Below are 15,353 nucleotides of genomic sequence, written 5' to 3'. Positions count from 1 at the left end.
CGTCGCAGACGCGGACCGTGGCTCTGCCAGCGATGTGTCGGAAGCTTCATCCTCGATACAACCCTTCTTTTAATCCCGTCCCAAAGCCGCCGTTTCAAAGCGCCGCGTCGTGTCTCGGCTGCCGCCGGGTCAGGCCGGCAGCTTGAAGTCGGCGACCGAACGGCGCAGGTCGGCCGCCAGTTGCGCCAGGTTTCCAATCGACGCTGCGGTCTGGTTGGCGCCTTGCGAGGTCTGCGAGGTGATCTGCTGAATCGTGTTCATGGTCTGGGTGATGTTCGAGGCGGCGCTGGACTGCTGCTGGGCCGCACTGGAAATGCCCTGAATGAGGTTCGACAAGTCGGACGACACCTTTTCGATCTCGCCCAGCGCGGTACCGGCGTCCTCGGCCAGGCGCGCACCCGCGACCACTTCCGAGGTCGTCTGTTCCATCGAGCTGACAGCTTCGTTGGTGTCGGACTGAATTGTCTGGACCAGCGTCTCGATTCGCTTGGTTGCGTTCGAGGCGCGTTCTGCGAGTCGCTGCACTTCGTCGGCCACGACCGCGAAGCCGCGGCCCGCCTCGCCCGCCGACGCCGCCTGGATGGCCGCGTTCAACGCCAGGATGTTGGTCTGTTCCGAGATGTCGTTGATCAGTTCGACGATTGAGCCGATTTCCTGCGAGCTTTCGCCCAGGCGCTTGATTCGCTTCGAGGTTTCCTGGATCTGGTCGCGGATCGAGTCCATGCCCTGAATCGTCTGCCGCACCACGCCCGCACCCTTGGTCGCGATCTGCACCGAGCGCTGCGCCACGTCGGCCGACTCGGCCGAGTTCTTCGAGACCTGGTCGATCGAGGCGGCGATTTCGCTGATGCGGTCGGAGGCGGAGTTGATCTCCTGGGCCTGGTGTTCGGCCGCTTCGGCCAGGTGCATCGCGGTGGCCTGGGTTTCCTGGGCCGAAGAGGCGACCTGCACCGAGGTGTCGGTAATGGTCTGCACCAGGCTGCGCAGCTGCTCGACGGCGAAGTTGATCGAGTCGGCAATCGCGCCGGTCATGTCCTCGGTCACCGTCGCCTTGACCGTCAGGTCGCCTTCTGCGAGCGAACCCATTTCGTCCAGCAGGCGCATGATGGCCTCCTGGTTGCGGTCGTTGAGTTCCTTGGTGGTCTGGTAGCGGCGCTGCTGGGCGTAGTTCAGCGAGAACAGCAAGCCGGCGATCGCGACCAGCGCGGCCAGGCCGGAGATGATCGACAGCCACAGATTGCCGAACACGCTCTTGTCGCGCAGCGAGCCGAACGCGGTGAAGGCGCTGAACAGCGTTTCGCTTTCGCTCAACAGCCGTTCCGAGCCGCTGGTGATCGACTCGGCCGCGGCCTGGGCCTGGAACAGGTCCTTGGAGCTGGCCGAGATCGCGTCGAGGTCCTTCTTCATTTCCAGCCACAACGCCTCGGCCTGGCCGAGCGCGGCCAGCGCGCTGGAGTTGGACAGCGCGGTCACGCCGAACGAGGTGTCGCCCTTGCGCAGGCCGGTCAGGACGTTGCCGAACACGGTGGCGTCGCGGACCAGCGCTTCGCCGGCCATGCCGGCGCCGCTGCCGCCGGCGCGGATTTCGGTGATGCGTCGGGCCATGGTCGCCGACAGCACGACCTGGCGCAGGGCGATGTAGACCTGCGAGGACGGCGAGCCGGAGGCCGACATGGCGCGAACCAGTTCGTCCAGGCGCGCCTGCAGCTGCGGCACGCGGCTGGAGAAGCTGTCGGCATTGCCGGCCAGAGCCAGCACCGCCTTCTCGCTCGCGATCACCTGTTCGGCGCTCTGGCCCAGCGGCTGCCAGCTCTTGGTGACCACGCCGATCGGGCCCGACACGCCGGCGGTGTCGCCGAAGTTGGCGTTGAGCGTCTGCACGTCTTCGTCGATCGCGGCCTTGGTCTTCTTGAACTCGGCGAACGCGTCCTTCGCGCCGCCGACCGCTTCGCGGCCTTGAATGGCGAGCTTCTGCGAGTTCACCTGAAGGTTCGAGGCCGCCGAACCGGCGCCGCCGAGCCTGGCGCCTTTCCAGGTCGCATAGCCTGTGTTGAGACCGAACACCAGCACCGATACGGCCAGTACGATCAGCCAGGTGTTGGCGCCCAGAAGGCGGCTCTTGCCGGCGTTGTCCATCACAGTGCTCATGGTTCGCAAACCTCGGTGAACTTACTAGTCGGGCTGATGAAGGGAGCGGCTCAGGCCGCTGCTTGTCGGAATTCGGGAGTGCGGGCCAGGCGGTCGAGGCTGAAGATGCCCCAGTACCGGTCGTCCAGGCGGTAGGCCCGGTCGATGAAATACGCGTAGCGGCCCTCGGTGAGACCCTGCTCGGCGCCTTCATCGAGAGCGATCTGCTGCTGATCGTGGAAGCTGCGCTGGCCGTAGAGCTCGTCGATCAGCACCGCGACGTCGCCGCCGGGCTGGCGGACCAGCAGGATGCGCTGGCCCTCGTGCAGCACCGTGCGCTCGCCTTCCAGGAACTGCTTGAGGTCGACGATCGGCAGCAGGTTGCCGCGGACGTTGGCCAGGCCGAGCATCCACGGCTGCGAGCCGGGGACGTGGGTGACCTGCGGCAGCGACAGGATTTCCACCACCTCGGCGAAGGTCGACGCCAGGCGCCGTTCGCCGATGCGGTAGCCGACGCCGCGCCACAGGCCGGGCGCGTCGAGCTGTTCGGGCAGCCCGGGCACGTGCGCCAGACTGCGGCGCTCGTAATCGGTCAGCACATCGAACGGCGGCTTGAGCGTCATCGTTTCAGTTACCCAGCAATGCGTTGATCCGCGCGATCAGTTCGTCCTCGCGCGGCGGTTTGACGATGTAGTCGCGCGCGCCCTGGCGCATGCCCCAGGCGCGATCGGTGTCCATGCCCTTGGTGCTCACGATCAGGACCGGGATCGCGCTGGTCTGCGCGTCGCGGCTGAGCGCGCGCGTGGCCTGGAATCCGTTCATGCCCGGCAACACCACGTCCATCATCACCAGGTCCGGCAACTCGCGCTTGCAGGCTTCGATGCCGTCCTCGGCGCTGCCCGAAGCGAAGACTTCGTGCCCATTGCGCTGAAGCAACTGGGTCAGGACCGCGGTATCCGTCGGCGAGTCCTCGATAAGCAGGATGCGTGCCATGGTGTGCCTTACCCCCCGGTCAGGCGTGTACGTGCTTGCGAATCGCGTCGAGGAGTTCCTCGCGCGTAAAAGGCTTGGTCAGGTATTGCTCGGACCCGACGATGCGGCCCCGCGCCTTGTCGAACAGGCCGTCCTTCGAAGACAGCATGATCACCGGCGTGCCCTTGAACAGTTGATTGTTCTTGATGAGCGCGCACGTCTGATAACCGTCCAGACGCGGCATCATGATATCCACGAAAATGATCTGTGGCTGCTGGTCGGCGATCTTCGCCAGCGCTTCGAATCCGTCGATGGCCGTAACCACCTCGCACCCTTCGCGTTTCAACAGTGTCTCGGCGGTTCGACGGATGGTCTTGGAATCGTCGATCACCATGACCCTTAGACCATCGAGGCTGCCGCTACGAACCTCGTCGAGCATTCTTTGTATCCCCCATTGCGAACGCCGATTTCCCCGGGCGTCGCGAAGCCGTCTTTATTCCAAGCCGCACGCAGGCTGTCAAGCGCGCATTCCGTGCCTGGAAACTGAATACGCAACGATTCCGTCGTCCGGAACCAGGCTCGCCGTGCGCTACCGAACGTTGTGCAGGCCGGTTCACCGGTCCGCGCATCGTCGCCCCGTCGCATCGCGCAGTAGCCTGTTGATCGCTGCGTGTCGCAAATGGACGCAGCGCGACCGTTTCCGACCCCGTCATCATGACAGATACCGGCGACCCGCCTGCTACCATCGCCGTCAATCTTTCAGGATTCCGTTCCCATGCCGTTGGACATCGTCGTCGTGATGGACCCGATCGGGTCGATCAAGATCGCCAAGGACTCGACCTTCGCCATGCTACTGGAAGCGCAGCGCCGGGGACATCGGCTTTGGTACGTGCAGCCGGGCGGACTGAGCCTACACGGTGGCCATGCGATGGCGAAGGCGACGGCCCTGGAAGTGCGCGACGACCCCAGCGGCTGGTACAAACTGGGGATTTGGTCACAAATCAAATTGACCGCCGGTCACGTTGTGCTGATGCGCAAGGACCCGCCGGTCGACGCCGAGTATCTGCACGACACCCAGATCCTGAGCATGGCCCAGCGCGCCGGGGCCTTCGTGGTCAACGACCCGCAGGGCCTGCGCGACTACAACGAAAAGCTCGCCGCCCTGCTGTTCCCGCAGTGCTGCGCGGCGACCCTGGTCAGCCGCAATGCGGCCGCGGTCAAGGAATTCCTCGCCTTCCACCAGGAAGCCGTGCTCAAGCCGCTAGACGGCATGGGCGGGCGCTCGATCTTCCGCGTCCGCGCCGGCGAACCGAACGTCAACGTGATCCTGGAGACCCTGTCCGACGGGGGCCGCCACCTGGTCATGGCGCAGAAGTACCTGCCGGAGATCAGCGACGGCGACAAGCGCATCCTGCTGGTCGACGGCGTGCCGGTGGACTACGCCCTGGCCCGCATCCCGCAGGGCGACGAGTTCCGCGGCAACCTCGCCGCCGGCGGCCGCGGCGAAGGCCGCCCGCTCAGCGAGCGCGACCGCTGGATCGCCGCCGAAGTCGGCCCGGAGATGAAGCGCCGCGGCATGCTGTTCGTCGGCCTGGACGTGATCGGCGACTACATGACCGAGCTCAACGTCACCAGCCCGACCTGCATCCGCGAGCTCGACGAACAATTCGGTCTCAACATCGCCGGACTGCTGTTCGACGCGATCGAGGCCCGCGTCGCCGCCCAGGCCGCATGAGCGCCGCCGCCCCCGCCTCCCCGGCCGGCGGCATCGCCGGGCCGCAGCGCTTCAGCGCGACCATGGTGCTGTCGTTGCTGGTGCACGGCATCGTCGTGCTCGGCGTCGGCTACACCCTGGAACAGGCCGCGCCGGTCGTGCCGACCCTGGACGTGATCCTGACCCAGACCCAGACCGCGCTGACGCCCAAGCAGGCCGACTTCCTGGCCCAGGCCAACAACCAGGGCGGCGGCGAGCACGACAAGAGCACGCGCCCGCGCGACAACCAGTCCGGCCCGGCCCCGCAGGCCGAGGCCGGCGTCGCCCAGATGGCGCTGCGCGCCCAGTCGCCGACCGCCCAGCCCGAACCGGTCGCGCGCGTGGTCAGCAGCACCCGCGGCGAGACCGTGACCGCGCGCGACCGCAGCACCCAGACCCCGACCGAGCGGCCGCTGCCGCCCGGCCCGCGCAAGATCGAACACGACATCGACATGGCCCGCCTGGCCGCCGAGATCCATATGCGCTCGGAGCGCTACGCCAAACGCCCGACCCGCAAGTTCGTCTCGGCCAGCACCACCGAGTACGCCTGGGCCGGCTACCTGCGCGAATGGGTCGACCGGGTCGAGCGCGTCGGCAACCTCAACTACCCCGACGAAGCCCGCCGCCGCCGGCTCGCCGGGCAAGTGGTGATCAGCGTCGCGGTGCGCCGCAACGGCAGCGTCGAACGCGCCGACATCATCCGCAGCAGCGGCATCGCCCTGCTCGACGCCTCGGCCCTGCGCATCGCCAAGCTGGCCGAGCCCTACCCGCCGCTGCCGCGCACCGAAGAAAACCCCGACGTCCTGCACGTCACCCGCACCTGGAACTTCCTGCCGGGCGGGTCGCTGGTCGACGATTGACGCTCTGCATGGCCCGGGTCGGCTCGCCTTGCGTTGGCCTACCGTCGCGGATTGATTGATCGTATCCGAGCACGGCGTTCATCACCTGCGTCTTCATTAGTGGGGACGTGCGAATAACGGCGCCCGTCTTGTCAGGCCTGTTGCAAGATGTCTATCTGACTCCGATTCCGTGCCGCCTCAACCAAGCCTCGAACTGTTCGGCATTGGCAGGGGTGATCAATACTTGGCGTGCGAACCAGCCGCGTTCAAGCGGATCATGAAGGATCGGACAAGAAATCGGCTCTTGAAGTTGAACGCCGAGAAAGAGCCTATCGAGGCCATGCCGACCTCCACGACCTCTTCAATGCGGTCCCTTTCGAGAAAGTGAGCAGTCAGTTTCTTGAAAACCACGAAGCGAATGCCTTCGTCCTCGACGATCACATCGTAAAGCCAAGTGAGGGGCTGAAACCTCGCCATCAGCATCCAACTCCAGTCACATGAGCGAACTCATGCGGTCATGTCTGAACGACTGCGCGAACCTGCGCGATGAATCAGGGTGCGGCCTTGCGTTCGCTGCGCAGGGCGACCTGCTCGGCGATGGTCAGGGCGACGTTGTTGCGCAGGTAGGCCGGCTCGACCAGTTCGGGGGCGACCGCTTCGCCGCGCGCATACGCGAGCGCGGCCAAGCGCGCGAGGTCGGCCGCATGCGGCAGGGCTTCGGCATCGATCCCGGCGAAACGCGCGCCGAGCCGCTGTTGCAGCGCGCCGTGGGCCGCGGCGAAGCCGGTGCCGACGCCGAGCCAGCCGGCGGCATCGCCGGGCACCGCGGCCGCATCGGGAGCGACCACGGTTTCTTCGTCGAGCGCGCGCGCATCGCCGCCGCGCAATTCGAAGGCGCCGGTGTAGACCTCGCCCATGCGCGCATCGATCGCGGCATACACACGAAGCGCATCGGCGCCGGCGTTCGCGCCGGCGAGCGCCCGCGCGCGCAGGGCCAGCACGGCCAGGGTCGATACCGGCACGATCGGACGGTCCAGCGCCAGGGCGATGCCTTGCGCGAGCGCGATCGCCAGGCGCACGCCGGTGAACGCGCCGGGGCCGCGGCTGACCGCGATGGCATCGAGTTCGGATCGGCGCACGCCGGCTTCGGCCAATAACTGCTCGGCCCAGGGCAAGGACAGCTCGGCGTGGCGGCGCGGCGCCAGTTCGAAGCGCTCGCGCACTTCGCCGTCCAGCCACAAGGCGACGGAGCAGGCTTCGGTGGCGGTTTCGAACGCTAGCAGTTTCATGGGGCTCGATGATGTAAGGCGGCCTTGCGCCGCGATTGTCTCATGCGGGCGGTGCCGCGGCCGCCGCGCTGCGTGCGCTCGCACGGTGCGGGCGGAGCGGCGCCTCACTCGCCGTCGGCGACCGCCGGGTCGTTCGGGTTCGGCTGCCACAGCTCGATCAGGCCGCCTTCGGGGTCGAGCACGTAACCGAACTTGCCCTGCTCGCCGTCCTCGAAGCGGTCGAGCACCTGGCAGCCTTCTTCGCGCAGGCCGGCCAGGGTCGATTCGAGGTCGTCGACGCGGAAATTCACCATGTAGGGCTTGCTGCTGGGCTGGAAATACTCGGTGTCGGCCTTGAACGGCGACCACAGCGTATAGCCCTTCTCGCCGGTCGCCCGGCCGTCGGCATCGAGCCGGCCCCAGGGGAACAGGGCGCCGCCCCAGTTTTCGGTGCCGACGTCGAGATGCCTGGCGTACCAGGCCGCCAGCGCGGTCGGATCGTCGGCCTTGAAGAACACGCCCCCCAGGCCGTGCACGCGCGGTTTGCGTTCCGTCATGGTCCTGCCCTCCTCGCGGATCAGCGGTAGTGGTCCTCATCGACCGACGAGGACGATTCTAGATGCAAGGGCTCGCCGGCGAAGAAACCGGCCACGTCCTCGATCCGGCGCGTGCGCGGCAACGGCGGCAGCGAATCCAGGAAGGTCTTGCCGTAACTCTTCGAGATCAGGCGCGGGTCGCACAGCACCAGCACGCCGCGATCGGTTTCGCTGCGGATCAAGCGCCCGGCGCCTTGCTTCAGCGCGATCACCGCCTGCGGCAGTTGTTCGTCGCGGAACGGATTGCCGCCGCTGCGGCGGATCGCGTCCAGCCGCGCTTCGAACACCGGGTCGTCGGGGGCGGCGAACGGCAGCTTGTCGATCACCACCACGCTGAGCGCCTCGCCGGCCACGTCGACGCCCTCGCGGAAGCTCGCCGCGCCGAGCAGCACGCCGTTGCCGGAAGCGCGGAAGCGTTCCAGCAGCACATGGCGCGGCGCTTCGCCCTGCACGAACAAGGGCCAGGGGCCGCCGCGCAACAGTTCGGCGGCTTCGCGCAAGGCGCGGTGCGAGGCGAACAGGACGAAGGCGCGGCCGCCGGAGGCTTCGAGCACCGGCCGCAGCTTGTCGACCATGCTCTCGTTGTAATGGCGCACCACCGGGTCGGGCAGTCCGGTCGGCAGATAGCACAGCGCTTGCTCGGCCCAGTCGAACGGGCTCGGCGCAAGCAAGGTCTTGGGCTCGACCAGGCCGAGCTTGGTCGCGTAGTGCTGGAACTGGCCGCCGATCGCCAGGGTCGCCGAGGTGAACACCCACGATCCGCGCGAGCGTTCGCGATGTTCGGCCAAGGGGCCGGCGACATCGAGCGGGGTGCGGCTGAGGCGGAAACCGCGCGCGGTCAGTTCGTACCACAGCACGCTGCTGTCGGGGCCGGCCGGCGCCTGCTCTTCCTCTTCCTCGTCGACGGCATCGTCGCTGTCGTCCGCTGCGACCGCGACCTCCGCGACGGGCCGGCGCGGCGGCTCGAAATCGTCGTCTTCCTCGTCGAGCTCGATTTCGACCGGCGCACGCGCGACCGTCGGGCCGCGCCAGCGCCGCAGCTTGGCTTCGAAATCCTTGGCCCGGGCATGGCAGCTGTCGAAACCCGGCGCGGCGCCACGCAACGGTTCCAGCGTGCTGCGCATGCCGCGCAGGGCGGCGGCGAGCGTATCGAACGCGGCTTCCACTTCCGGCAATTCGGCGGCGCGGCGGCGGGTCGCGCGCACCGGCAATTCGTCCATCGCCGCGCGCACCGTGCGCACCGCCTGTTCGAGTTCGCGCGCCGGCCCCTGCACGCTCGCGAGCGAGCCGGTGACCTGCTTGCATTCGGCCAGCGCGTCGCGCGCCAATTCGACCAGCGGCCGCGCACTGATCGCCTCGCCGAAGAACTGCGAGGCCAGGTCGGGCAGCTGATGCGCCTCGTCGACGACGAAGGCCTGCGCGCCCGGCAGGATTTCGCCGAAGCCTTCCTGTTTCAGGGCCAGGTCGGCGAGCAGCAGATGATGATTGACCACGACCAGGTCGGCGGCCTGGGCGCGCTGGCGCGCCTGGACCACGAAGCAGTCGCCGAACATCGGGCACTCGCTGCCGAGGCAGTTTTCCGCGGTCGAGGTCACCATGGGCAACAGCGGCGAATCTTCCGGCAAGGCGTCCAGTTCGGCCAGATCGCCCATGCGCGTGCGCCCGGCCCAGCTGACGATGCGCTGGAACTGGGCGGCGTATTCGCGGCTGGTGAAGCGCGGCTCGCCCTTGGCCTGCTCGGTGCGGTACTTGCACAAATAATTGGCGCGACCTTTCAGCAGCGCGGTCTTCAGGCCGACGCCCAGCGCGTCGCGCACCCGCGGCAAATCGCGGTGGTAGAGCTGATCCTGCAGCGCTCGGGTACCGGTCGAGACGATGGTCTTGAGCCCCGACAGCAAGGCCGGGACCAGGTAGGCGAAGGTCTTGCCGGTGCCGGTGCCGGCTTCGGCGAGCAAGGCGGTACGCGATTCGAAGGCGTCGGCGATCGCTACCGACAGGTCCTGCTGGGCCGAGCGCGGCGCGAACGCGGCGATGTTGCGCGCGAGATCGCCGCCCTCGCTCAGCGCGGCACGACTGGCTACGCCAAGGCGGCTGGGTTCCATATCCGGCTCAGTATCTTGCGGGCGCCGCGACCGTGCAGACGTCGATCTTGGCCTGGGCCTGCTTCTTCGCCTCGGTGAGCTGGCTGCGCTGCGGCACCAGGGCGTCGTAGTGCTCCTGCTTCTGCGCCAGTTTCATCGCCGCGCCGACCCCGTCGAGCTTGGCCTGGCGCACCTGGGCGATGGTCGCCCAATGACGGCGGCACAGCGGGCCGATCTGGGAGCCGGAATCGAACGCCTTCTGCGCATAACGCTCGGCGTCGTCGAGACGGTGCTGCAGCAGCGCCGCCTCGGCGCGTTCCTGCAGCAGGGCCGGGTCGGCGGCGTTGATCTGCAGGGCCTGGTCGAGCGCGGCGGCGGCTTCGGCGTACTTGCGGGCGCGTTCCAGCTGCGCGGCCTGCTGCCGCAGGTCCTCGACTTGTGGGTCGCGGATCGGCTGCACGTCGAGCTCGCGCGCGGCGCCGCCGGCGGCGGCGCGCACCGCGGCGACCGCGGCCTCGCCGTTGAAATTCGCTTCGGCCAACTGGGTGGGCTGCGGCGGCGCGACCGCGCAGGCGCTGGCCAGGCAGGCCAGCGCGACCAGGACGACGCCTTTGCGCCGGGCCCCTCGGGGGAAGGCGCCGGTGGATTCACTGCAATGCATGACTTACTGCTCCGGGGGCGGGGAATCGGGAGACGGCTCCGGTTCGCGCGCGGGTTCTTCGTTGTCCTTGCCCAGGCCGAACCATTCGCGCCAACCGCCGCCGGAGGATTCGCCTTCGGTCTGCGGCGCCGGGCACGGAGCGTATTGCGGCGCGTAACCGGCCACGAACGGGAAGCGGCGCGCACCGGCACAGCTGGCGTCGGTGGCGTGGGTGCCGATCACCGACTGCCAATCCAGGCCCTTGTCGGTGACCTTGAGCGGCGCGGTCGGCAGGCGCGAGAAGATCGCCGACCACACCCGCATCGCACCGGTCGCGCCGTACAGGCCGGTGGTCTGGTTCTGGTCGTTGCCGACCCAGATCACCGCCAGGTGGTCGCCGGTCCAGCCGGCGAACCAGCTGTCGCGGCCGTCGTTGCTGGTGCCGGTCTTGCCCGCCGGCGAGAGTCGGCCGAGGCCGTCGCCGATCAACTGCCGGCCGGTGCCGTTGCTGACCGCCTGCTGCAGGGCGATGGTGATCAGGCGCGCGGCGATCGCGTCGCCTTCCTGCGCCGGCGCCGGTTCCGTGTCGTAGCGCTTGACCGCCTTGCCGTCGTTGCCGAGTACGCCGCGCACCGCATGCAGCGGCTGGATTTCGCCGCCCGAGGCGAGGAACTGGTACAGCTGCGCCATCGCGTACGGACTCTGGTCGACCGCACCGAGGATCAACGATGGGTTGTTCGGCGCTTCGATGCCGGCCAGGGTCTTGATCAGGTCGGCCACGCGTTCCGGCGCGACCTTCATGCCGATCCGCACGGTGGCCTGGTTATAGGACATGGCCAGCGCATCGATCATCCGCACCAGACCGTGGCTGCGCCCGTCGGAATTGCCCGGGTTCCAATTGCGGCCGCGGCCGAGCTTGACCGTGACCGGCGAGTCGTCGACCCACGAGGCCAGGCTGAATTCGCTCGGCTGAGCCAACGCCAGCAGGTACACGAACGGCTTCAGCAACGAGCCGACCGGGCGCTGCGCTTCGACTGCGCGGTTGAACCCGTGCTGGGTGAACTCGCGGCTGCCGACCACCGCGACCACTTCGCCGTTGTGCACGTCGGTGACGACCAGGCCGGCCTGCAGCGGCGGGCGGCGCTTGCCGTCGAGGCTCTTGAGGGTGCGCGCGACCGCGCCTTCGGCCTGTGCCTGGGCCGACGGCGACATGCCGCTCATCACGCTGAGGCCGGCGCCGGCGAGCGCATCGGCCGGGTAGTCGCGGGCCAGTTGGCGGCGGACCAGGTCGACATAAGCCGGGAAACGGTTGGCGGCGATGTTGCCAGGGTTCTGGGTGATGCCGAGCGGCGTCTTCAGCGCACGCTGGAATTCCTTGTCGTCGATCAGCTGGGTTTCATGCATTTCGCCGAGGACGAAATTGCGCCGCTCCAGCGCGCGCTCGGGGTTGCGCCGCGGGTCGTAGTAGGACGGGCCGCGGACGATGCCGATCAACAGCGCGATCTGTTCGGTGCTGAGCTCGCGCAGGTCGCGGCCGAACCAGAACTCGGACGCCGCGGCGACGCCGTGGATGGCCTGCGAGCCGCGCTGGCCGAGATAGACCTGGTTGAAGTACGCCTCGAGGATGGTGCGCTTGTCGTAGCGCGCCTCCATCAGCAGCGCGTAGATGATTTCCTTGCCCTTGCGGGTCAGGGTCTGTTCCTGGCCGATGCCGAGCAGGCCGCTGCGCGCGAGCTGCTGGGTCAGGGTGCTGGCGCCCTGCTTGGCGCGGCCGGCGGCGACGTTCTTGAACGCCGCGCGCGCCATGCCGCTGAGGTCGATGCCCATGTGGTGGGCGAAGTCGCGGTCCTCGACCGCCTGCAGGCCGGTGACCAGCAACTCGGGCACTTCCTCGATCCGCACCAGCCGGCGCTCTTCCTGCTTCTGTCCGTACAGGGTGGCGATGCGCGCCGGGTCCAGGCGGGTGGTCTTCAGCGATTTGCGCGAGGTCAGATCGCGCACGCTGGCGACGCGGCCGCCGGACACCACCACTTCGATGCGCCGCGCCGGCACCGCGCCGTCGACGTCGTTGAAGCCGCGGCTGGCGATAGTGAAGCGGCCGCCCTCGCGCGCATAGGTGCCGGGACGCGCACCGCCGTCCTCGCGGTACGAGGCGGCGTCGAGTTCGGTCTTCAGCGTGCCCGGGTCCAGGGCCAGGCCGGGCGCCAGTTCGAGCGGGCGCGCATAGACCCGGGTCGGGATCTGCCAGCGCAACTGGCCGAAGCGCTGGCCGACTTCGTGATTGAGATAGAGGGTGTACGGAATCAGGAAACCGAGCCCCAGGCCGACCGCGGCCAGGGCCCAGGTCACCAGCCGGCGGCGCCAGGTCGGCGCCGGGCCGTTGCTGTCATCGCGGTCGTTGTCGACCTCGTCTTCGTCGTAATCGATTCGGGCCACGGATATGCAACACAGGGAGTCTCGGCAAGTCTAGCGCAGGCATCCGGGAGCCGTGCCCGGGCCCCTGCGGCGGCGGCATCGGCGTTCAGACCCGGTGAATGCAGACTGAGGTGGGGCCGGTGGCGACGGGCGCCGCTCGGCCTTGGAGGCGGCGGCTCGCCGGGCTTCGCAGGCGGGGATGGGCTTGCGGCGGGATGGGCGCGCCTGCTGGCATCGCGCAGGCCGGCAGGACGGCGGGCGACGGGGCGCTTGGGCGGGTGCGTCGGCTTCGGTTTCAGCCGAACCAACCGGCCTGCGATGGCGCCTGCCGCGACCGCAGGTTTGCTCGCGGGCCGTGGCGCGTGCGACGGGCGCTTGGGCGGGTGCGTCGGCTCCGGTTTCAGCCGAACCAACCGGCCGGCGATGCTACCTGCCGCGATCGCAGGTTCGCTCGCGGGGCGTGGCGGGGGCGACGGTGCGCTTGGGCGGGTGCGCCGGCTCCGGTTTCAGCCGAACTCGCTTGGCATCGCGCCGTCTCGCCCGCGCGCACCGTCGCGTAGGCCGCGCAGCATCGCGCGCAGATAGGCCAGCCGCGGTTTCAGCAACAAGGCCGTGCCGACGAATTTCAGGACCAGGCGCGGCAGATCCTGCGCCATCCAGCGGCGCGGCACTTCGGCGCGGCGGTACAGCAGCACGCGGTTGCGCATCATGTAGTACAGCCGGGTCGGGCTGTGCACGACGGTGCGGTACGGAACCAGACGGGAGACCTGGACCAGGTCGCCGATGCGGTGCTGCATGCGCGCATCGCAGATGCCGTACAGGCGATAGCCGCGATGGCGCGCGCGCGAACTCCACTCGATGTCGACGTTGTCGATGAACAAGCCCTCGTCCATGCCGCCGACCGTGTCGAGCACGTCCAGCGGCAGCAAGGTGCCCGAGGTGATCAGGAAATCGCAGTCGACCACCTGCCCCGGCCCGCCGTAGAGCTTGCGGTTCATCGGGAAGCCGATCTGCACGAACGGCGCGACTTCGCCGGTGCGTTCGTCGCGGAACTGCGGCCCGACCGCGGCCACCGGCCCCTGTTCGCGCAGGGCCTGCAGGTGCTGCATCAGCACCGCGACCATGTCCGCATCGACGATGCTGTCCTGGTCCATCAACAGCACCTGGCCGAACCCGGCAGCGCGCGCGGCGCGCGCGGCGTGGTTGATCGCACAGCCCAGGCCGACGTTGCGCTCGGAGCGGAACACCTCGACGCCCTGCCCGCGCAGCCGCGCGAAGTAGGCTTCGAGGGCCTCGCCGGTGCTGGCGTTGTCGAAGATCTGCACGCGCCCGACCTGATGCCGGACCGCGGCGATGACGCGTTCGAGCAAGTCGATCTGCGGGTGATAGGTCACGATGGCGGCGCAGACGTCGATGCGCTGCGGCGCGGCCGTCGATAAGGAGGCGGCCATGTCAGCGCAGCCCCAGCAGGTCGCAGACCAGCGAGCGCAGCCCAGCCGAATACCGGTGATACCGGCCCTGGCGCCATTCCTCGCGGATCAACGGCAGGCGCCGGCCGAAGCCGTCCGGCATCGCCAGGCGCAGGCGCAGGTGGGCCCAGCGTGCGTTGATCGCGGCGCGTTTGTCCGCGCCGACCTCCAGATGGTTGCTATCGACATGCCGGCGCAGCGAGTCGAGCTTGGCGACCATGGCCTGCATGTGCTCGCGCCGCTGCTTGCCGCCCCCGAGCCGTTCGACCAAGGTGCGCCGACGTGCGCCGATCTGGTTGCCACCGTGCTGGCGGTAATCGACCGTCGGCGCCTCGATGCAGTCGATTTCGCCGGTCGCCGCGGCGATCAGGGCCAGCCACTCGTCGTGGACCCAACCGTCCGGAATCGGCAGCGCGCGATCGAGCAGATCGCGTCGCATCGCCATCGTCGCGCCGGTCACGATATTGCGCCGAAGCAACACGTCGAAGCCCCGGCCTGCGTGCAACGCCGCCAGCTCCCAATCGGCGACCTCCAGGATCTGGAACATGCGCTGGCGGAGATCCCGGCCTTCGCCGTCGACCAGGCGCGAGTCGCCGTGCAGCACGGTCAGCGCCGGTCGGCGGCGGAAATATTCGAGAAAATCCTGGAGCTTGTTCGGGTGCCAGACGTCGTCCTGGTCGCACAGGAACACGATGCCGTCGCCGGCGCGCCGCAACGCTGCCTCGAAGTTGCGCAGGTAGCCCAGATTGGCCGGATTACGATGCATGTCGACCTCGATGCCCCGCTCGCCGGCCCGCCGGGCGAATTCGCCGAGCAGGGTCCAGGTGGCGTCGGTCGAGGCATCGTCGGCGATCACGATCCGGTCCGGCCGCCGTTGCTGCGCGAGCAGACTGTCGAGCTGGGCCGGCAGGTAGCGCACACCGTTATAGGTGCACAGCACCACGGTCGCGATCCCGGCCACGACCCCATCGCGCGGTTCGGCTGCGCTCATTCCCGCACGCGCTCGGCGCGCGGGCGGCACCGCGGCAACGAAGATCGAACGGCGGCGAAGGGCGGGTCGAAGGGCAAGTGAGCATCGGGCCTGGCAGGATCCCGGCATTATCGCTCAGGCGGTGCCGGCACGCTGTACCCGACCCCAACCGCGCTGCCGCGGCCGCGGCCCTCGGCACAACGGCCACGATCGCTACCGGACC

14 protein-coding genes are annotated in these 15,353 nt (G+C 68.6%); 2 read left to right on the top strand and 12 right to left on the bottom strand.

Going from position 1 to position 15,353, the window contains the following annotated elements; all coding sequences use genetic code 11:
* Positions 1 to 129: 129 nt before the first annotated feature.
* From AC6CH2_RS10460 to pilG, 4 genes are read right to left on the bottom strand one after another with little or no spacing between them, the layout of a single operon-like run.
* The gene (locus tag AC6CH2_RS10460; RefSeq protein ID WP_498269199.1) at positions 130 to 2,148 is read right to left on the bottom strand and encodes a methyl-accepting chemotaxis protein; all 2,019 of its coding nucleotides are present in this window, start codon (positions 2,146 to 2,148) and stop codon (positions 130 to 132) included.
* A gap of 50 nt (positions 2,149 to 2,198) precedes the next feature.
* On the bottom strand, positions 2,199 to 2,750 hold the full coding sequence (locus AC6CH2_RS10455) for a chemotaxis protein CheW (protein ID WP_498269198.1): 552 nt from the start codon (positions 2,748 to 2,750) through the stop codon (positions 2,199 to 2,201).
* 4 nt (positions 2,751 to 2,754) lie between these two features.
* Positions 2,755 to 3,120, bottom strand: coding sequence for a response regulator transcription factor (locus AC6CH2_RS10450; RefSeq protein WP_435395704.1), 366 nt, complete (start codon positions 3,118 to 3,120; stop codon positions 2,755 to 2,757).
* Positions 3,121 to 3,139: 19 nt separating this feature from the next.
* The gene (gene pilG, locus AC6CH2_RS10445; RefSeq protein ID WP_031372856.1) at positions 3,140 to 3,538 is read right to left on the bottom strand and encodes a twitching motility response regulator PilG; all 399 of its coding nucleotides are present in this window, start codon (positions 3,536 to 3,538) and stop codon (positions 3,140 to 3,142) included.
* A 336-nt stretch (positions 3,539 to 3,874) separates the two neighbouring features.
* Between pilG and gshB the strand changes: the two genes are divergently transcribed.
* Positions 3,875 to 4,834 carry a glutathione synthase gene (gene gshB, locus AC6CH2_RS10440; protein ID WP_498269197.1) on the top strand — a complete coding sequence of 320 codons (960 nt, stop codon included), beginning with the start codon at positions 3,875 to 3,877 and terminating at the stop codon, positions 4,832 to 4,834.
* The gene (locus AC6CH2_RS10435) at positions 4,831 to 5,712 is read left to right on the top strand and encodes an energy transducer TonB (RefSeq protein ID WP_498269196.1); all 882 of its coding nucleotides are present in this window, start codon (positions 4,831 to 4,833) and stop codon (positions 5,710 to 5,712) included. Before gshB ends, AC6CH2_RS10435 begins: the two co-directional genes overlap by 4 nt.
* Positions 5,713 to 5,928: 216 nt before the next feature.
* On the opposite strand, the gene AC6CH2_RS10430 is transcribed toward AC6CH2_RS10435, so the two are convergent.
* The 8 genes from AC6CH2_RS10430 to AC6CH2_RS10395 form a co-directional block, all read right to left on the bottom strand.
* On the bottom strand, positions 5,929 to 6,168 hold the full coding sequence (locus AC6CH2_RS10430) for a hypothetical protein (RefSeq protein WP_498269195.1): 240 nt from the start codon (positions 6,166 to 6,168) through the stop codon (positions 5,929 to 5,931).
* 74 nt (positions 6,169 to 6,242) lie between these two features.
* On the bottom strand, positions 6,243 to 6,980 hold the full coding sequence (gene tsaB, locus AC6CH2_RS10425; RefSeq protein ID WP_498269194.1) for a tRNA (adenosine(37)-N6)-threonylcarbamoyltransferase complex dimerization subunit type 1 TsaB: 738 nt from the start codon (positions 6,978 to 6,980) through the stop codon (positions 6,243 to 6,245).
* A gap of 104 nt (positions 6,981 to 7,084) precedes the next feature.
* The gene (locus AC6CH2_RS10420; RefSeq protein ID WP_498269193.1) at positions 7,085 to 7,516 is read right to left on the bottom strand and encodes a VOC family protein; all 432 of its coding nucleotides are present in this window, start codon (positions 7,514 to 7,516) and stop codon (positions 7,085 to 7,087) included.
* 20 nt (positions 7,517 to 7,536) lie between these two features.
* A complete protein-coding gene (yoaA, locus tag AC6CH2_RS10415) occupies positions 7,537 to 9,657 on the bottom strand; it encodes a DNA repair helicase YoaA (protein ID WP_498269192.1) in 2,121 nt (706 codons plus the stop codon).
* Positions 9,658 to 9,664: 7 nt separating this feature from the next.
* Complete coding sequence (locus tag AC6CH2_RS10410) at positions 9,665 to 10,297, bottom strand: hypothetical protein (protein WP_498269191.1); 633 nt, start codon at positions 10,295 to 10,297, stop codon at positions 9,665 to 9,667.
* A 3-nt stretch (positions 10,298 to 10,300) separates the two neighbouring features.
* Positions 10,301 to 12,712 (bottom strand): penicillin-binding protein 1B, encoded by a 2,412-nt coding sequence (gene mrcB, locus AC6CH2_RS10405; RefSeq protein WP_498269190.1) that lies wholly within the window; start codon positions 12,710 to 12,712, stop codon positions 10,301 to 10,303.
* 485 nt (positions 12,713 to 13,197) lie between these two features.
* The gene (locus tag AC6CH2_RS10400; protein WP_498269189.1) at positions 13,198 to 14,142 is read right to left on the bottom strand and encodes a glycosyltransferase family 2 protein; all 945 of its coding nucleotides are present in this window, start codon (positions 14,140 to 14,142) and stop codon (positions 13,198 to 13,200) included.
* A 1-nt stretch (position 14,143) separates the two neighbouring features.
* A complete protein-coding gene (locus AC6CH2_RS10395; RefSeq protein WP_498269188.1) occupies positions 14,144 to 15,151 on the bottom strand; it encodes a glycosyltransferase family 2 protein in 1,008 nt (335 codons plus the stop codon).
* Positions 15,152 to 15,353 lie beyond the last annotated feature (202 nt).

The organism is Lysobacter sp. GQ73 (genome assembly GCF_059758755.1).
Note: the sequence above shows the minus strand (reverse complement) of the source record. Positions and strands in the feature narration are given on the sequence as shown.